16 protein-coding genes and 1 pseudogene are annotated in these 18,946 nt (G+C 43.4%); 13 read left to right on the plus strand and 4 right to left on the minus strand.

Annotation, left to right across the window (positions count from 1 at the left end; translation table 11 throughout):
- The first annotated feature begins 52 nt into the window (after positions 1–52).
- From mtnW to asnB, 5 genes are all read left to right on the plus strand, one after another.
- Entirely contained in the window at positions 53–1,294 is a 1,242-nt protein-coding gene (gene mtnW / locus AR335_RS00930; RefSeq protein WP_062231299.1) for a 2,3-diketo-5-methylthiopentyl-1-phosphate enolase, read from the plus strand.
- Positions 1,291–1,953 (plus strand): 2-hydroxy-3-keto-5-methylthiopentenyl-1-phosphate phosphatase, encoded by a 663-nt coding sequence (locus tag AR335_RS00935; protein ID WP_062231301.1) that lies wholly within the window; start codon positions 1,291–1,293, stop codon positions 1,951–1,953. Before mtnW ends, AR335_RS00935 begins: the two co-directional genes overlap by 4 nt.
- Positions 1,950–2,591 carry a methylthioribulose 1-phosphate dehydratase gene (locus AR335_RS00940; RefSeq protein ID WP_062231303.1) on the plus strand — a complete coding sequence of 214 codons (642 nt, stop codon included), beginning with the start codon at positions 1,950–1,952 and terminating at the stop codon, positions 2,589–2,591. Before AR335_RS00935 ends, AR335_RS00940 begins: the two co-directional genes overlap by 4 nt.
- A gap of 26 nt (positions 2,592–2,617) precedes the next feature.
- Positions 2,618–3,154: a 1,2-dihydroxy-3-keto-5-methylthiopentene dioxygenase gene (locus tag AR335_RS00945; RefSeq protein ID WP_053354805.1), complete on the plus strand. Its 537-nt coding sequence runs from the start codon at positions 2,618–2,620 to the stop codon at positions 3,152–3,154.
- Between the two features lie 192 nt (positions 3,155–3,346).
- Positions 3,347–5,194 (plus strand): asparagine synthase (glutamine-hydrolyzing), encoded by a 1,848-nt coding sequence (asnB, locus tag AR335_RS00950; protein ID WP_425589896.1) that lies wholly within the window; start codon positions 3,347–3,349, stop codon positions 5,192–5,194.
- A 31-nt stretch (positions 5,195–5,225) separates the two neighbouring features.
- On the opposite strand, the pseudogene AR335_RS24765 reads toward asnB, so the two are convergent.
- A pseudogene (locus tag AR335_RS24765) lies at positions 5,226–5,579 on the minus strand (MATE family efflux transporter); the annotation flags it as partial.
- A gap of 199 nt (positions 5,580–5,778) precedes the next feature.
- Here AR335_RS24765 and AR335_RS00960 point away from each other — a divergent pair.
- Entirely contained in the window at positions 5,779–6,126 is a 348-nt protein-coding gene (locus AR335_RS00960; RefSeq protein WP_062231314.1) for a hypothetical protein, read from the plus strand.
- Positions 6,127–6,302: 176 nt separating this feature from the next.
- Here AR335_RS00960 and AR335_RS00965 read toward each other — a convergent pair whose 3' ends face one another.
- On the minus strand, positions 6,303–8,054 hold the full coding sequence (locus tag AR335_RS00965; RefSeq protein ID WP_062231316.1) for a glycoside hydrolase family 13 protein: 1,752 nt from the start codon (positions 8,052–8,054) through the stop codon (positions 6,303–6,305).
- A 337-nt stretch (positions 8,055–8,391) separates the two neighbouring features.
- Between AR335_RS00965 and AR335_RS00970 the strand changes: the two genes are divergently transcribed.
- The 7 genes from AR335_RS00970 (at position 8,392) to AR335_RS01000 (ending at position 16,860) form a co-directional block, all read left to right on the plus strand.
- The gene (locus tag AR335_RS00970; protein WP_062231318.1) at positions 8,392–9,657 is read left to right on the plus strand and encodes an extracellular solute-binding protein; all 1,266 of its coding nucleotides are present in this window, start codon (positions 8,392–8,394) and stop codon (positions 9,655–9,657) included.
- Positions 9,658–9,788: 131 nt separating this feature from the next.
- Positions 9,789–11,072 (plus strand): carbohydrate ABC transporter permease, encoded by a 1,284-nt coding sequence (locus AR335_RS00975; RefSeq protein WP_062231321.1) that lies wholly within the window; start codon positions 9,789–9,791, stop codon positions 11,070–11,072.
- A 1-nt stretch (position 11,073) separates the two neighbouring features.
- Complete coding sequence (locus tag AR335_RS00980; RefSeq protein ID WP_053354800.1) at positions 11,074–11,910, plus strand: sugar ABC transporter permease; 837 nt, start codon at positions 11,074–11,076, stop codon at positions 11,908–11,910.
- Positions 11,911–12,000: 90 nt separating this feature from the next.
- On the plus strand, positions 12,001–13,503 hold the full coding sequence (locus AR335_RS00985; protein WP_062231323.1) for a TIM-barrel domain-containing protein: 1,503 nt from the start codon (positions 12,001–12,003) through the stop codon (positions 13,501–13,503).
- Positions 13,437–13,913 carry a DUF5110 domain-containing protein gene (locus AR335_RS24770; protein ID WP_369795788.1) on the plus strand — a complete coding sequence of 159 codons (477 nt, stop codon included), beginning with the start codon at positions 13,437–13,439 and terminating at the stop codon, positions 13,911–13,913. The genes AR335_RS00985 and AR335_RS24770 overlap by 67 nt, the downstream gene beginning before the upstream one ends.
- Positions 13,914–13,938: 25 nt before the next feature.
- Positions 13,939–14,982: a LacI family DNA-binding transcriptional regulator gene (locus tag AR335_RS00995; protein WP_062231327.1), complete on the plus strand. Its 1,044-nt coding sequence runs from the start codon at positions 13,939–13,941 to the stop codon at positions 14,980–14,982.
- A gap of 201 nt (positions 14,983–15,183) precedes the next feature.
- Entirely contained in the window at positions 15,184–16,860 is a 1,677-nt protein-coding gene (locus AR335_RS01000) for a glycoside hydrolase family 13 protein (protein WP_062231329.1), read from the plus strand.
- 246 nt (positions 16,861–17,106) lie between these two features.
- On the opposite strand, the gene ligD (AR335_RS24775) is transcribed toward AR335_RS01000, so the two are convergent.
- Together ligD (AR335_RS24775) and ligD (AR335_RS24780) are read right to left on the minus strand one after the other, a co-directional pair.
- On the minus strand, positions 17,107–18,024 hold the full coding sequence (gene ligD / locus AR335_RS24775) for a non-homologous end-joining DNA ligase (RefSeq protein WP_234293150.1): 918 nt from the start codon (positions 18,022–18,024) through the stop codon (positions 17,107–17,109).
- Positions 17,994–18,941, minus strand: coding sequence for a non-homologous end-joining DNA ligase (ligD, locus tag AR335_RS24780; protein WP_234293151.1), 948 nt, complete (start codon positions 18,939–18,941; stop codon positions 17,994–17,996). Before ligD (AR335_RS24780) ends, ligD (AR335_RS24775) begins: the two co-directional genes overlap by 31 nt.
- Between the last annotated feature and the right edge of the window lie 5 nt (positions 18,942–18,946).

Genomic DNA, 18,946 nt, shown 5'->3' on the forward strand with positions numbered 1-18,946 from the left:
AGGGCGATTGCGCTTTTCTAATATAAATCTATGCTTTCGGAGGGATTTCAGCATGTCGACAATAACTGCAACCTATCTGGTTCATGATCCAAAAGGCAACTTTGAGAAAAAAGCTGAAGGAATAGCACTCGGACTGACGGTCGGTTCATGGACGGACTTGCCAGATCTTGAGAAAGAACAGCTGCGAAACCATAAAGGCCACGTAGTGGAAATCAATGAATTGCCCGAAGATACGAGGGTAAATCAATACTTTGGCTCGTCCAGAAAACAGGCTCTTCTTAAAATCGCATATCCTGCCGCTAACTTCACACCGGACTTGCCGGCAATCTTGACGACTGTCTTCGGTAAACTATCGTTGGATGGAGAAGTAAAGATGATCGATCTGGATTTTCCCCTTGAATTGGCTTCGGCTTTTCCTGGACCTTCTTTTGGAATTGATGGAATTCGCAATCAGCTGGGGGTTTTTGAAAGGCCTCTTCTAATGAGTATTTTTAAAGGTGTGATCGGCAGGGATCTTCAATATTTCAAGAATCAGCTGAAGGAACAAGCGCTGGGCGGAGTGGACCTCGTAAAAGATGATGAAATTCTGTTCGATAATCCGCTGACACCATTTGAAGAACGAATAAAAGCTGCTAAAGAAGTATTGACGGCAACTGAACAAGAGACCGGACATAAGACACTGTATGCAGTGAATTTGACAGGGCGTACGTATGATCTGAAAGATAAAGCAAAAAAGGCGGCAGAGCTCGGGGCAAGCGCATTGCTCTTTAACGTTTTCGCCTATGGGCTTGACGTCTTGCAAAGCTTAGCAGAAGATCCGGACGTCAGCCTTCCGATCATGGCACATCCTGCCTTATCAGGCGCCATTACACCATCGGAATTTTATGGGATCTCCAACCGTCTGCTTCTTGGTAAACTGCTCCGCCTTGCAGGAGCGGATTTCGTATTGTTCCCGTCACCATATGGCAGTGTCGCCCTTCGAAAAGAAGATGCAATCGGCATTGCAGGCGAACTGACTGAGAAGGATGCAAACTGGAAAGGGGCATTCCCGGTACCATCAGCAGGAATCCATCCTGGTTTAACACCGCTCTTGCTTCAGGATTTTGGCATTGAAAGCATTATTAATGCTGGTGGGGGTGTTCACGGCCATCCAGGAGGGGCTGTGGATGGCGGAAGAGCTTTCCGGGATGCAATCGATGGATTGATGCTAAACAAATCTCTTGAACAGATCAGCCAGGAAAGTAAACCTTTAAAAGAAGCGCTTGATTTGTGGGGCGGATTGGTAAAGGCATGAGCAAAACGAAAATTATCTTTTGTGATTTTGACGGTACGATTACCGAAAAAGATAATATTATCGATATCATGAAGAATTTTGCTCCGAACGGCTGGGAACTCATTAAAGATCAAATTCTAAATCAGGAGATCTCTATCCGGGAAGGTGTAGGGAAACTCTTTTCCCTTATTCCATCCGACAGGAAGAATGAGATTGTGGACTATGTCCTCTCAACTGCAAAAATTCGAGAAGGATTTAAAGAATTTGTAGTTTATACAAAAGAGCACAATATCCCACTGTTTATCGTCAGCGGTGGAATTGATTTTTTCGTTTATCCAATGCTTGATGGAATAATTAATCAAGATAAGATTTATTGCAACCGGAGTAATTTTCATGGAGAGACAATACAGATTCTTTGGCCGCACTCCTGCGATTCTTCCTGCGGCAATGATTGTGGATGCTGTAAACCTACTATACTGAGAGGCTACGATTCTTCCCGTTATGAAAAAATTGTGATCGGTGATTCCATTACAGACCTGCAGGCCGCCAAGATTGCGGATAAAGTGTTTGCCAGAGATTTCTTGATCGAGAAATGCGAAGAACTCAGCATTGCATACGATCCTTTCTCTACTTTTTATGAGATTGTACAGTATCTTGAGGAAAAGGAAGTGAGAGTTTGAGTACGCTTGATGCGCTATGGACAGAACTGGCGGACATTAAAGATGAATTGGCATTAAGGGACTGGTTTCCAGGAACAAGCGGAAACCTGTCCATTAAGGTAAGCGATCAACCGCTTACCTTCTTGGTTACCGCAAGCGGAAAGGATAAGCGAAGAAGGACGACTAAGGACTTTCTATTGGTGGATTCAGAGGGAAATGCAGCTGATCCGACACATCTCCGCGCTTCAGCTGAAACCGGCCTTCATTCAAAAGTATATCAGCTGACCGATGCGGGCTGCTGTCTCCATGTGCATACTGTGGACAATAATGTGATTTCAGAATTGTATGCAGGAGAGGGGCAGGTTACTTTCAAAGGGCAGGAACTGATCAAGGCCTTTAACATCTGGGAAGAAGATGGGTCTATCACGGTTCCCATTATTGAGAACTATGCGGATCTTAAGATATTGGCCGAAAGCTTCGGAAAGGCAATTGGTCCTGATACAAGAGCTGTCCTTATTCGAAACCACGGAATCACCGTTTGGGGCAAATCGGGATTTGAGGCGAAAAGGCACTTGGAAGCAATAGAGTTTCTATTTTCCTATCATATTAAAATGAAATCAATAATGCAGTTTCATGATGGACAACCATCACTTATATAAAACGAAAGAGCATAGGGGGATGCCATATGGCGCAATTACGTTTTCATGATAACAATGAAAGATATGAAGAACTTAAGAAGGTTAGTGATTATCTCGAAAGCCAGGGAGTAATCTACGAAAATTGGGATATTGAAAAACTTCCTGCACACCTGAAAGAAAACTATTCTTTAAGTGATGAAGAGAAAGCAGAAATCATTCAGGTCTTCAGAAAAGAAATTGATGAACTGTCAGAAAGGAGAGGATACGTGACAGAAGATATAATTGCCCTGTCACCGGATACTCCAAATCTTGATGAGCTGCTGAAAAACTTTTTGGCAGAGCATCACCATTCCGATGATGAAGTACGATTTATTGTGAGCGGACACGGTATTTTTGCGATTGAAGGGCCAGAGGGACGATTTTTTGACGTCGAGCTAGAGCCAGGAGATCTCATTTCTGTACCTGAAAACTATCGCCATTACTTTACACTCATGGATGACCGCAAAGTTGTGGCCGTCCGAATCTTTAAATCAAAGGAAGGCTGGGTGCCCCTCTACGATAAACAGGAAACAGCCGTTAAATAATCAGATTACACACTAGACTGCAGCAAAGGGAGCTTCCTTTGCTGCAGTTTTTTTAATGGCTAGCTTGCAAGCTTTTCAATCTTGCATAATTACCCACTCATACCGGTGAACCATTATCATTTACCTGCATAAAGTAAGTATTGGGCGCTTATGGAAGGATGAATCAGCATCCGAATGGAAAGGGTGATGACGGTGTGCGGGATTACTGGATGGATAGACTGGAAGCGCGACGTTTCACAGGAAAATAAAACATTGATTAAAATGGCAGCTACATTATCGAAACGCGGTCCGGACGCTTTGAACGTATGGAGCCGCACTCATGCAGGCTTCGGCCATGCGAGGCTGGCGGTTGTGGATCTTGAAGGCGGCGCACAGCCGATGACGAGGGGAGAAGAGAACGCCCCTTGCACACTTTGTTATAATGGTGAGCTTTATAACACAGAGGATTTAAGAAAAGAACTGTTGAAAAAAGGGTATCGGTTTGAAGGTCATTCTGATACCGAAGTGCTTCTCATTTCCTATATTGAATGGGGAGAAAGCTGTATTGATCACTTTAATGGGATCTTTGCTTTTGCGATCTGGGATTCCCAAAAGGAAAAATTGTTTCTTGCACGAGACCGTCTTGGTGTCAAACCGCTGTTTTACTCTATAGCGGGAGGGCGTCTTTTGTTCGGTTCGGAATTAAAAGCGATCCTGGCTCATCCTGATGTAAAAGCCGAACTGGAGAGCGAAGGTCTTCAGGAAGTTTTCGGGCTGGGGCCATCAAGGACTCCGGGACATGGTGTGTTTAAAGGGGTCAGTGAACTCAGGCCCGGCCATGCTTTAACGTTTGATAGAAACGGTCAAAGGCTTTGGCGGTATTGGAACGTGAAGAGCGAGCGTCATCCTCATTCGCTGGAAGAAACCATATCCAATGTGAGAGAGCTGGTGGTGGATGCTGTTCAACGGCAGCTTGTTGCCGATGTGCCGGTTTCCACCTTTTTATCGGGAGGCCTTGACTCAAGTGTGATATCCGCGATTGCGGCAGAGCATTTTAAATCAGAGAATAGAGGCCGGCTCCACACGTTCAGCATCGATTATGTGGATAATGACAAGTATTTTAAAGCGAGTGATTTCCAGCCGAACGCCGACGGTCCATTTATCCAAAAGATGGTGGAAGACACAGGCTCCGTCCATCACAATTGTGTCATTGACACAGAGCTGCTGGTCAATCACCTTCGGGAATCAGTAGCAGTAAGGGATCTTCCGGGAATGGCAGATGTTGATTCCTCATTGCTTTGGTTCTGCAGACTGATTAAAGATCATTCCACGGTTGCACTTTCCGGTGAGTGTGCCGATGAAATTTTTGGCGGTTATCCATGGTTTCATAAACCAGAAGTTATGAACCGGCCCCTTTTTCCATGGATGAGTTCAACGGCTGAGCGTGAAGATCTGCTGCATGATCATTGGAAGAATAAGCTCAATCTATCTTCCTATGTGAAACAGCGGTACCAAGAATCACTCGCGGAAATGCCAAGGCTTGATGGAGAAACGGGAGTGGAGGCGAAACGCAGGGAGATTTTTTACTTAAACATGATCTGGTTCATGACAACATTGCTCGATCGTAAGGACCGAATGAGCATGGGGGCAAGTCTGGAGGTCAGGGTGCCGTTTGCTGACCACCGGATCGTTGAATACGCCTGGAACATACCGTGGGAGATGAAGATGCTGGAAGGGCGGGAAAAGGGCCTTCTCAGAAAAGCGCTTACCGGAATCCTGCCGGATGAAGTTCTTCATAGAAAGAAAAGCCCTTATCCGAAAACACATAATCCAAACTATACGCAAAGTGTGAAAGAGTGGCTTCAGTCGATCATCGATAACAGCAGTTCACCTATACTGGAATTGATAAAAAAAGAAAAAGTTCAGGCGATTATTGATACAAACGGTGAAGCATTTAAAGTTCCTTGGTTCGGCCAGCTAATGACCGGGCCACAGCTCATGGCCCATCTGTCTCAAATCGATACTTGGCTGAACGACTATAACATTAATATTATCGATTGAAAAAAACCGCGGAATTTACTTCCGCGGTTTTCTATGTGTGAGCTGCGCTGGGCTGAATATCCAATACGTTCTTCCGCTCCCAGATTCTTGACCTCCAGCGCCAAAGCATAAGAAGTCCGCCCAGCCATTCATCTACGATAAAGGCGATCCATATGCCAAGCAGTCCCATCTCCATCGCAATTCCTAAAAAATAAGCAAGCGGGACACTGATTCCCCACATCGATATGACTCCCATCAGGGCAGGGAACTTAGCGTCTCAGGCCGCACGAAGTGACGAGATGACCACAAGATTAAACGACCGGCCAGGCTCTAAGATAACTGTGACATAAAGCAGCGCGGCCCCTGCGGCTATATTGGCATGATCATGTGTGAAAATGGAGAGAAGCCCCCTTGAACACCCAAAACAGGAAATCCAAATGGTCCGAAAATAACAAGGCAATTTCCGATGACATTGAGTACATTCATGAAAACCGCCACATTCATGGCCTTTTCAAAGCTATTTAAGAAACTGGAAGGGATCAGCCCGCGAGACTATAGGAGAATGTCAAACCTTTTTTAATCCGGATGAGAGTTTCACTTTTTTTATGCAAGAGCCTGCATTTCCCTTCTACGATGAAAAATTTTATCATCAACCCTATTTTTCATCTTCCCATCCTTCCTTGCCATTCAGACAATATCCTTCACAGCCTTTCTCCTACCAGCCATCGTATAACCCACAGCAGGATTTAAGTAAATTCGGCCGCTATCGCATGGTTTTTCATTGGTATCTTTTAAATTGGGATTTTATTGATCAAAAAATTGAGGTAAATCAATATTGGAAAAATTGTATGCCGGCGGGAATTAAGGTTGATCAGCAGGAAAATTATTATGTGTCCGATCAAATGTTTGGCAATGTCACTGACATTGATTGGAATTATCCGGGAGTGATGTAAAGTCCTATCTATATGCCTGATGAAAAAAATTTCATCCGAGGGAAAAAAACCCCTTTGGTTCATGTGCGCCATGTTAGTGTTCATGATCAAAGGGGCTTTATTGATGAATAGGACTGGGACTAGCAAAAATCCAAGTACATGCTGACTGCTTTACAGGACGCTTGCACTGTTCTACGTTAACTTAATTTTAAAATCAAGAAATCATTGGCATTTACAACTGCATGAGCTAGGCTGATGTTTTCTCCGGTCCAAAGGTTAATGGCATTGCTGAAGCCGTCAAATAGACCTTCTTCAAGCGTTATGGGTTCGCTCTCTGTATTAAAGGCGAATAAAAGGGTTTCATCAGCAGATGTTTTCTTATAAAGAAGCGTTTCAGGTGTATGGCTCGCTTTGATAAAAGAGAGGGTTCCACCATTGCCAAAAGCAGAATGATCAGATCTGAACGTGTTCAGTTTTTGAATATCTTCAAATAAAGAGCGGTCCTGTTTTTCCTCATTCCACTCCATGCACTTTCTGCAGCCGGGATCCATTTCGCCTGTCATTCCTACTTCATCTCCATAATAGATGCAGGGAGTTCCAGGGAAGGAAAGCATGAGTGCGTACAGTTGGCGGACTCTTTCTTTATTTTCCTTGGCTAGTGTCAGTACCCTTGGTGTATCATGTGAATCAAGAAGATTAAAAGCAACCTCATTCACGTTTGCAGGATAGGATTGCAGAACGTTTGTAATCTTGTCGGCAAACTCGATTGCCGTTATTTTCTCTTTGGCAAGAAAATCTAGAGCAGCAGTAGTAAACGGATAGTTCATAACCGCATCAAACTGATCACCCTGCAGCCAAGGCATGGAATCGTGCCAGATTTCTCCGAGGATATACGTATCAGGCTTTACACTCTTCACAGTGCTGCGGAACTCGCGCCAGAATTGATGATCCACTTCGTTGGCCACATCCAGCCGCCAGCCGTCAATGTTGAATTCTTCCACCCAATAGCGGGCTACTTTCAATAAATAATCTTTTACCTCAGGATTTTCAGTATTTAGCTTCGGCATGTTCTTTTCAAAGGCAAAGGTGTCATAGTTCGGTTTAGGCTCTGTGATGACCGGAAATTCGCGAATGTGGAACCAGTTTTTATATGGCGAGTTTTCCTGGTTACTGAGAACATCCTGAAAGGGTCCGAAGTAGAAGCCGCTATGATTAAAAACGGCGTCCAGCATCACTTTTATGCCTTTTTCATGGCATGCCTCTACCAGACGACGGAAAGTTTCTTTCGTTCCAAACTGAGGATCGATTTCAAAATAATCGATCGTGTCATATTTATGATTCGACTTTGCCTTAAAAATAGGGGTGAAATAGATGCCAGTAATTCCGAGGTTTGAAAGATGGCCCAAATGCTGAAACACACCCTCGAAGTCCCCTCCGAAAAAGTTCCCGGGTGTAGGCTCAGCAGAACCCCATGGGAGTGCTCCTTCAGGATCATTGGCAGGGTTGCCATTCGCAAACCGTTCAGGGAAAATTTGATACCAAACCGTATTCTTTACCCATTCAGGTGCCTTGAATACATCCCCTTTATTAAGGAAAGGGAAGCAGAAATAATACGATATATCATCCATAGGTGCTTCTTCATAAAAGCCTTTTTCCGTATAGACCAGCTTCTCATTCTCATTCATTAGCTCAAATCCATAACGAAGTCTTCTAAACTCGGGAGATACTTCAATGAAGTAATAATCGAACCATTCATCAGATCCCGATTTGGTCATCTCACTTTTCTTGATTTGCCAGCACCCGTCTATCCAGTTATAAGGGTCGCCATAGATAAGCTGTACAGACTGAACATCCCCTTTTTTCGTTCGTAAACGGATGTGAAGCGTTTTTTCGTCATAGGCATAGGCATAGTTATTCTTTGGTCTATGGTACAGGACTTCTCGCTGCATATCATCACTCCTGACTAGTTTTTGCAATCGATTGCACGATTAGGATATAAAAAAGGTACAAACTCTGTGTGAAGGTTGTACCTGCGGTAGCATTGCCCCGATGCAATTAATTTCAACTTTAATGTAGTATATACTGAAATTGATGTCAACGAAAGAGTTGAAAGCGTTTTATAAAAATTTTTAAAAAAAGTTGTCAAATGCAAAAAGGGATGTATAATGAAATTAAGAATTAATGCAATCGTTTTCACAACCTACATTAGGCGAAGGTCTAATCCTTTTTTTGGCTCGTTTGTGCAAACGGTTGTTCAAGATCTTAAACAAAATAGGGGGAACAAGAATGAAAAAGTTAATGGCCTATATGTTAACGCCAGTGCTTGCTTTTGGTGTTCTTTCTGCCTGTGGTCCACAAGACAGCAGCGGAAGCGGCAGCAATACAGGAAAAGCAGAGAAAAAACCAGAAAAATTAGTAGTCTGGGAAGATACAGATAAAGGTGTAGGCCTTGAACCAGCTGCGAAAAGCTTTGAAAAGAAATACGGAATTAAAATTCAATTTAAAGAAATGCCAATGCTTGATCAACAAGATAAGCTTCGTCTTGATGGACCGACTCACAAAGGTGCGGACGTTATCACAACACCACATGACCGTATTGGGCCATTGGCTACTGAAGGTTTGATCGAGCCTCTAAATATTTCAAGTGATATTACAAGCCAATATACTGACTCATCAATCTCGGCTTTAACGTTTAAAGGAAAACTTTATGGTCTTCCAAAATCTACTGAAACACCAGTTTTCATCTACAACAAAAAGTATATGAAAGAAGCGCCTGCAACATTTGACGATCTTTACAAGTTTTCTAAAGGCGACAATGGCGGCGCGCAATACGGGTTCTTGGCGAACTGGACAGATTTCTACTTCGCACATGGCATCTTAAGCGGTTACGGTGGTTATGTATTTAAGGAAAATAATGGAACACTCGATACGAAAGATCTTGGTTTAACAAACAAAGGCTCTCTTGAAGGTGCTGATTACATTTCCAAATGGTACAAAGAAGGATTATTCCCTAAAGGTATCATCGGGAAAAAAGCAGGACAAACCATTGACGGTCTATTCAATGAAAAGAAAGTTGCTTCTGTAATGAACGGACCTTGGTCATTCCAAGGCTATAAAGATGCAGGAATCGATATCGGTGTTGCACCAATGCCGAAGCTTCCTAACGGCGAGTATGTAAAAACATTCATCGGTGTTAAAGGCTGGAACGTAAGTGCATACTCTGAGCACAAAAAATGGGCTCAAAAATTTGTAGAGTGGATAACGAACGAAGAGAACGCGAAAATCCGCTACGAAAAAACTCAGGAGATCCCTCCGATCAAAGCTCTTATGAAAGATCCAATCATTGCTGATAACGAAGCAGCAAAAGCAGTTGCTGTCCAATCAGAACGCGGTATTCCAATGCCAAACGTACCAGAAATGGCTGAAGTTTGGGTACCAGTAGGAAACGCGCTGCAGCTTACTGCAACAGGTAAACAAGATTCCAAGAGAGCATTGGAAGACGCATCAAAAACAATCGAGCAAAACATTAAAGCAAAACACACCGGTAAATAATATAGAGGGAGGCGGTACCCAGGATATTCTGGGTACTGCTTTCACTATAGGTGCATCTTCTAATACCTGAAGGTTCAGACATTGAAAGATGCATCTATATCAAGTGATTCAGAAAGGGGACAGCCTACATCATGGAGGCGTTAGCAAATCAATCCAACCATCGTAAAACCGCGGCTTTGCTCTCTATCATTCCTGGGATCGGCCAGATATATAATAAACAAAGAATAAAAGGAGCTTTATTCCTTATCCTGGCAGCTTCCTATTTCGTTGTTTTCGGGAACCTGTTGAACATGGGGCTCTGGGGATTCTTTACCCTCGGAACAGAGCTTCCGCGTGACCATTCCATCATCCTTCTCGTCCAAGGGGTCATCGCATTTATCGTGATTGGTTTCGGCATGGCTTTTTATGTGTTTAACATTTACGATGCGTTTCAAAATGGCAAGAAGAGAGATCAGGGCTTTGCAGTCACAACCATTAAAGAGCAATATCAAAATGTGATTGATAAAGGATTCCCTTATCTTTTAGTAGGGCCGGGCTTTTTTATCCTGATCTTTGTTGTTGTATTTCCGATTCTGTTCATGGTTTTCCTTGCGTTTACCAACTATGACTTGTACCATTCACCGCCTGCCAAACTGGTAGATTGGGTAGGATTTCAGAACTTCAGTGACATGTTTACGATGGATATCTGGAGAAATACATTTGTATCTGTACTTGCCTGGACAATTATCTGGACATTTACAGCAACCACTCTGCAGGTTGCCGTTGGGATTTTTCTTGCGGTTGTTATTAATCAAAAGGATCTTAAATTTAAAGGAATCATCCGTACGTTATTAATTCTTCCATGGGCAGTTCCTGCTTTCGTTTCTATCCTAGTGTTCAGTGGAATGTTCAACGACTCTTTTGGAGCCATTAATAACGATATTCTGGCAGCTTTTGGAATCGATCCCATACCGTGGCTGACCGATCCGCAATGGACGAAAGTCGCGATCATCTTTATCCAGACATGGCTGGGATTCCCTTTCATCATGGCAATGACAACCGGGGTACTCCAATCCATCCCTGAAGAATTGTATGAGGCAGCAACCGTTGATGGAGCGACAGTTTGGGATAAATTCAGATCCATTACGCTTCCGATGATTCTGGCTGCTACTGCACCGATCATCATCACACAGTACACGTTCAACTTTAACAACTTTAACGTCATTTATCTCTTTAACGAGGGCGGTCCAGCCGTTGCTGGACAAAGTGCGGGCGGAACAGACATTTTAATTTCATGGATATATAATTTGACCATGACTTCTGCACAGTACAGCAAAGCTGCAGCTGTTACAGTTCTGCTGTCTGTCGTTATCGTTACGGTTGCGCTTATTAACTTTAAGCGAACGAAAGCATTTAAAGATGAAGGAATGATGTAAGATGAGCATTAAACGAGGAAAAATTATACGTCTCACTCTGTCCTATCTGGTCATTCTTGCTGCGATTACAATAGTGATCTATCCGATCCTATGGGTTATCGGATCATCACTGAATCCCGGAGACAGTTTAACGAGTTCAACGATTATACCGGAGCATGCAACACTGCAGCATTACAAAGAACTGTTCACGAAAACTCAATATTTAACTTGGTATTGGAATACATTGAAAATTTGTATCAGCACTATGGTTCTTGCTGTAATCTTTATCGGTCTGACAGCCTATGCATTTTCTCGCTACCGTTTCTTCGGGCGGAAAAATGGTCTGCTTCTATTCCTTGTATTGCAAATGATTCCTCAGTTTGTGGCAATTCTTGCAATCTATATCCTTGCAAACCTTGTTGGACTTCTTGACACGCATTTCGGACTTGTTCTTGTGTACGTTGGGGGATTAATTCCTATGAACACCTGGCTGGCAAAAGGTTACTTTGATACGATCCCAAGAGAACTGGATGAATCAGCACGCATTGATGGAGCAGGACACTTCCGCATTTTCTGGCAGATCATTCTTCCGCTTGCCAAGCCAATTCTGGCTGTGGTTGCTTTGTTCAGTTTCATCTCGCCATTTGCGGACTTCATTCTTGCGTCCATCTTGCTCCAGTCAGATGAGAAAAAGACTTTGGCTGTAGGTCTTTTCAATATGGTATCCGATGAGTTTGGAAATTCCTTTACCCTGTTTGCAGCTGGATCTGTATTAATTGCAGTTCCGATCGGACTCTTGTTCCTTTCATTGCAGCGTTTCTTCGTTTCTGGGCTGACGGCTGGAGGAACAAAAGGCTAAAAGCGCCTCAATATATGAACGGGAAAAAGCTGCATACGCTTTTCCCGTTTTTTAATGAATGGAATTCTATTATTTTTGGAGGAAATGAGAATGCTAGATACAAGCTTTGCCATACATCCAGGGAAAAAGGCTAAATTATTGAACAGTTCCTATACCGACATAGGAAAGCTCTTGAAGGCAGAAAAGGAAGAGACGGTTTTTTTGTTTCAGTGCGAATTCGGCTTTGCAAGAGTTTCGTTTTATACAGAAGATACGGCCAGAGTGACGATGAATCCTGCGGGATATCCTTCATTCGATTCAAGCTTTGCTCTTATAAAAGAACCTGAAAACATAAACGTTAACATGACAGACGAAGAAGACAAAATGATTTTAGCTGCTTCCCGAATCAGTGTTGCCATCCAGAAGAAACCCTTTCGCATCTCAGTATATCGGGGGGATGGCACACTTCTCGTATCCGAAGGGGCAAGAGGAATGGGTTTTAATGAGAAAAAAGAGGTTATCTGTTATAAAGAGATGGATCATGAAGACCATTTTTACGGTTTCGGTGAAAAATCCGGCTTTTTAAATAAGCGGGGGGAAAAGATGACCATGTGGAACACGGATGTCTATGCCCCTCACAATCCTGAAATAGATTCACTCTATCAATCGATTCCTTTTTTTACGACACTGCGAAATGGAAGGGCACATGGAATATTCTTTGATAATACGGTTAAATCTGCTTTTGACTTGAAAACAGATGAGGATTCATACTCATTTGGTGCAGAAGGCGGACAGCTTGATTATTATGTAATGACAGGCCCAACGCCAAAAGAGGTCTTACAGCAATACACAGAGCTGACAGGGCGGATGAACATGCCGCCAAAATGGGCGATCGGGTATCATCAGTCCCGTTACAGCTATGAGACCGAAGCTGAAGACAGAGCTCTTGTGCAATCCTTTCAGGAAAAAGGAATTCCCGTCGACGCGATTTATCTCGACATCCACTATATGGACGGGTACCGAGTTTTTACGTTTGATCATGAGAGGTTTCCTAATCCGAAGAAGCTGGTTCAGGATTTGCTTGAAATGGGTATTCGTGTGGTTCCGATTGTCGATCCTCGTGTCAAAGAGGATCCGGAGTATAAAACTTATCAAGAGGGAACTTATGAAGATCATTTCTGTAAATACATCGAAGGACACCCTTATTTTGGTGACGTTTGGCCTGGAGAGTCAGCATTTCCTGATTTCACGAACACGAAAACAAGGGAATGGTGGGGTCGGAACCACAAATTCTACAGTGATATGGGAAACCACGGCATCTGGAATGATATGAATGAACCGGCTGTCTTCAATGAGACGAAGACGATGGATATTAAAGTGTTGCATGGGAATAACGGTCATCCGAAAACGCACAGAGAGCTTCACAATGTGTATGGTTTATTAATGGGTGAATCCACCTATAATGGTATGAAGAAGCTGATCGGCGGAGACAGGCCATTTCTATTGACCAGAGCCGGTTATGCTTCGGGAACCACCCATCGAGTGGTATATCTTCCACATGGCATGATTATTGGACAGACACCGTATATGAAGGCGGTCAGCATGTCCTTATAAAGGCGGAACTGGATGTAATGCCGATCTTTGTAAAAGCCGGCTATATCCTGCCGCATGGTACGGTAAAACCAAACTCTGCCGTAAAAGAAACGAAGATGACGTTCCATGTGTATGCAGAGCTTGATGGAAGTACGGAGTATAGCTTGTACGAAGATGACGCCAAGACTTTTGCTTATGAAGAGGATCACTTTGCAGAAATAAATATCAACTGTTCATTTTCCAAAAATTTGATTAAAATAGGACATAACCAAGAAAGCAGCGGCTATACTCCTGATTGGACAGAATACGAGGTTGTTATCCACCATCCTGCGCCAGATACAGAATTTAAGTTAAATGGACAAACGGTGAAAGGCAACAGGTTAAATGTCAATGATACAGTAATCATTAAAGGAACGTTGCAGCATGATTGAGAGTAAACACGGAAGGAGGATGATGATGACCGTTACGATTAAAGATGTAGCTAAACTTGCAAATGTAGCCCCATCCACCGTTTCGCGTGTCATTGCCAACAACCCAAGGATATCTGAAAAAACAAAGCTCAGAGTAAGGGAAGCGATGGAGCATTTAGGGTATCATCCAAACTTTAATGCAAGAAGTCTCGCTAACCGTTCAACCCAGGCGATCGGTCTTGTTATGCCCGGTTCCGCAGACAAAGCGTTTCAAAATCCATTTTTCCCGGAAGTTATCCGCGGCATCAGCACCATTGTGCATGAAAAAGAATATGCACTGTATATGTCCACAGGCCAGACAGAAGATGAAATTCATGATGGGGTCGTTCGAATGGTCCAGGGCGGCAGAGTGGACGGTATTATCCTCTTGTATTCAAGCGTAGATGATAAAGTAATGAACTATCTGATCGAGAAGAAGTTTCCTTTTACACTGATCGGCAAGCCGTTTAAGAATGAAGATGCGATTACCCACATTGATAATGATAATTTTAAAGCGGCAAGAGAGATGGCAGACTATTTGATCTCGCTCGGCCATGATAAGATCGGATTCGTTGGTGGAAGTTCTCATTTGGTTGTAACCATCGACCGGCTTCTCGGCTATGAAAAATCGTTGAGAATCCACCAGATACCATACCGTGATGAATACATTATTCATGAAGAATTTTTAAAAGAAGGCGGCCAGGAAGCGATCAGAAAGTTGATGGCACTAGAGGAACCCCCGACTGCTCTTCTCGTCATGGATGATCTGATGGCGTTTGGTGTACTGAGTACACTCAGCGAGATGAACATCTCTGTACCTGATGACATTTCCGTACTTAGCTTTAATAACGTGATGCTGGCAGACTTTTCAACACCAGCGTTAACCTCTGTTGACATCAATATTTTTAAACTGGGATATGAAGCAGCAGAGTGTCTGATGGATCTTATCGCAAAACCAGACCTCAAACCAAGAAGGGTGGCAGTTCCGTACCGGCTTGTCGAACGGCAGTCTTGTATGGCAATATCTGCCCCAAAAGAGAAAACCATATAAAAAAGAAGGCAGCCTGTTTATGGTTCAAATAGACAGGCTTTTTTCTTTGGGAATGAATAGATCGATGATATTCCAACGCTCGTCGGGCCTTAACGGGTACTTATTAAATAAACCTGTTGCTTAATGTTTATGTAATCGTATACAATAAGGATGGGACTTAGGACAAACGTTTGCACAAAACGAAAACGGGGAGTTATTGAAATGAAAAAGAAATGGTGGAAAGAAAGCGTCGTCTATCAAATATACCCTCGAAGCTTTATGGACAGTAATGGGGACGGAATTGGTGATCTACAAGGAATTATTTCAAAAATGGACTACTTAAAGGACCTTGGAATCGATGTCATATGGCTTTCGCCAGTATATAAATCTCCGAACGATGATAACGGCTATGATATTAGCGACTATCAGGAGATCATGGATGATTTTGGTACGATGGAAGATTGGGAAGAGATGCTGGAAGCCTGCCATGAACGGGGAATCAAGCTGATCATGGATCTTGTCATCAACCATACATCTGATGAACATCCTTGGTTTATTGAATCACGTTCATCTAAAGACAATCCTTACAGAGACTTTTATATTTGGAGGGAGGGGAAAGGCGGCAGAGAGCCGAACAACTGGGAGAGTATCTTCAGCGGCTCAGCATGGCAGTACGATGAACAGACCGATGAATACTACCTGCACCTGTTCTCGACGAAACAGCCAGATCTTAACTGGGAAAACGAAAAGGTCCGTCAAAAGCTTTATGAACTGGTTCAGTGGTGGGTCGATAAAGGAATCGATGGATTCCGTGTGGATGCGATCACGCACATTAAGAAAGCTCAAGGGCTCGAAGATCTTCCAAATCCGGGCAATAAACGCTACGTTCCTTCCTGGGACGGCCACCTCAATCAGCCTGGAATCCAGGATTTCCTGAAAGAGCTGAAAGAGAATGTCTTCATGAATGATAAAATCATGACGGTGGGAGAAACGCCAGGCGTTAGTCCTGAAGGTGCAAGAGAGTACGTGGATGAAGAAATCGGTAAATTTAATATGGTCTTTCAATTTGAACACATGGGTCTTGATCAAACGGAAGAAAGTAAGTGGGATCTTGCTCCTTGGAAGCTCTCTGATTTGAAAGACGTACTTACCAAATGGCAAAAAGGCCTTGAGGGAAGCGGATGGAATAGCCTATATCTTGAAAATCATGATCAGCCGCGGTCAGTTTCCAGGTTTGGCAATGATAAAGAATACCACAATAAATCAGCCAAGATGCTGGCCGCTTTTTATCAGTTCATGCAGGGAACACCTTATATTTATCAGGGACAGGAGATTGGGATGACCAACGTACAGTTTGAGTCGATCGAAGATTACCGTGATGTGGAAATCCTGAACCTGTACAGGGAAGCTCAGCTTGACGGAAAGAGTGTTCCTGAAATCATGAAGTCCATTTATGTGAAAGGCCGTGATAACGCCAGAACTCCAATGCAATGGAAAGACGCTAAAAACGGTGGCTTTTCTGAAGGAACACCATGGATTTCTGTGAACCCGAACTATCCTGAGATTAATGTGGTACAGCAGTTGGCTGACGAGAATTCAATCTTAAACTTTTATAAAAAGCTGATCCAGCTTAGAAAAGAACACAGCATCATTGTCTATGGAACGTACGACCTGGTTCTTGATGGCCATCCTGACGTATACGCCTACACTCGTACTCTAGATAATGAAAAGCTTACGGTGCTTTGCAACTTCAGCAGCCAATGCACACAAGTTGAGCTGCCAGAAAGCTTAAAAGATGACAAAGCTGTGTTGCTGATCTCGAATTATGAGTACAGCGGCAGTGGTTTGAAGAACTGTGAACTGCAGCCGTTTGAAGTTCGGGTGTTTTACAGCAAATGATGAATAAAAAAAAGGGGCTGTCCAAGAAGTCTGTAAGCTGTTAATTTCCGTTCCAGGCTGCTCGCTTTCCGCGGGGCGTGCGGTGAGCCTCTTGGTGCAAGCACCGGCGGGGAGTCTCACCTGTCACGCTAGTCCCGCAGGAGTCTCGCATCTTCCACTTCAATTAATTTTTCATTGAAGATTTTTCAAGCCAAAAAGGGGCTGCCTGAAGGTCAATTTTCGACTTTCTGGACAGCCCCTTTTTTGTTATAAACCTTGTTCCTTCAGCCAGTCCAGTACCGGCCCGAAGTGCTGGTTGGATTTTGCATCTTCAAATTCAGCAAACGGATCGCCATTTTCCAATATTCTCTGGTGGATCGAGTCCAGCGGAAAGGTTTCTGGGCGAAGATCTCTATTTAGTTCTTCCCAGCGAAGAGGTGTAGCGACGAGTGCTTCCTCGTTGCCCCTCACAGAATAAGGGGCGATGATGGTTTTTCCTTCCGCATGCTGAATGTAATCAATATAGCATTTGTTGCCTCTGTTTTTCTTAAGCCGTTCAACAGTAAACCAGCCCGGTTCTTTCGTAATAAGATATTGAGCCAGAAAATGGGTGAACCTTCTTGTTTCATCAAAGGTAAACTGGTTTTCAGGCAAAGGGATATATACTTGCAGCCCTTTGTTTCCGCTTGTTTTGACAAACGCTTCTAACTTCAGCTTTTGACAAACCTCATGGATAAGCATGGCAGCTTCGACTGAGAGCACGAACTCATCCCGTGATGGCGGGTCTAGATCCATGACAATCTCAGAGGGTGCTTCTGTACCGATTTTACGAAAGGGGATATGGAGCTCGAATGCCAGCTGATTTCCTAGCCAAAGCAGTGCAGGCAGGGTGTTGCAAACAATATAATGAATCTCGTCTTCAACAACGGTCTCGATAAAGTCAGGAGCATAATCAGGACAATTCTTCTGATAAAAACGTTCATCATTGACCCCATGAGGATAGCGGATGACCGTCAGTGCCCGGTTCTTTAAAAAGGGAAGAAGGTAAGGCGCTATCTTGGCCAAATACTCAAGATAGTGAAGCTTCTGAAGTCCTTTTTTCGGCCACAAAGGCTTATCTGGAGAGGTGACGGCTACTTTAAAACCGTTGATGTTCAGCTCCTGCTGCTGATTGCTTTTTCCCATGTACAATCCTCCCAGCTTACATCGAGTCTAAAAGCAACAAATCTTGGATGTCTCAGCTGATCTTTATAGATCTCCAAATATTGAAGTTCAACACATATTGATGGTAAAACCTTGATAAAATTGCTGTCTTCCCCAGACTTGTTGCTTTTTATGACTTCGATCAGAACTCTGCGTTCTTCTGAAGATAAGCCATGAGAGAACAAGCCGACAGAAACCGTTTCACCATCTTTACGTGCAGCAACATGAAAGTAGCCGTTCTTCTTTTCATAGGCTGTGATAAAAAAGATGCCGGTCTGTGGGTTTTTTATTTTTATCCATTGTTCTGACCGTGCTCCTGGAACGTAATTGCTTTTGCACCGTTTCGCTATAATCCCTTCACTCTTTTCTTTTTTGTTGAGAGACCAGAGCTCATCCCCATTACTGAAAAATTCGATGGGTTTTGTTTTCATTTCTTCGCGTGCAGACATTTTTTTGAAAATCTCTTGGAGCTTTTCTTTTCGCTGAAGCAAAGGGGTTTCGGTTACTCGCTCTCCCCGTACACTCAGCACATCAAAGACAAGGTAGGTGGCAGTATGATCTGCAGCGGCCCGTTTGATTTTGTTCACATCCTTTAACCTTCCCCTTTTTTGCAAAGCTTCAAATGATGCCTTATAGGGGGTTTCCAAGATGCATAATTCTCCATCGAATATGAGTGGGAGGAGGGATTTGATCTCCTCAGTCATCAGGATTAAATCATTCACGACTTCTGGAAACGAAAGGTTTAATGAATGGCCGTTTCTGCTGTAAAGATCGACTCCTGATTCGGTCCATTGGGCAATGCAGCGGTAGCCGTCATATTTTATCTCATAAATCCATTCGGATCCCGTTGGCAGATCACTCCCTAAGGAAGCAAGCATTGGTCTGATCGGTATAGGCATTTTAT

The sequence above is a fragment of the Fictibacillus sp. FJAT-27399 genome, from assembly GCF_001510655.1.
GTDB lineage: Bacteria > Bacillota > Bacilli > Bacillales > Fictibacillaceae > Fictibacillus_C > Fictibacillus_C marinisediminis.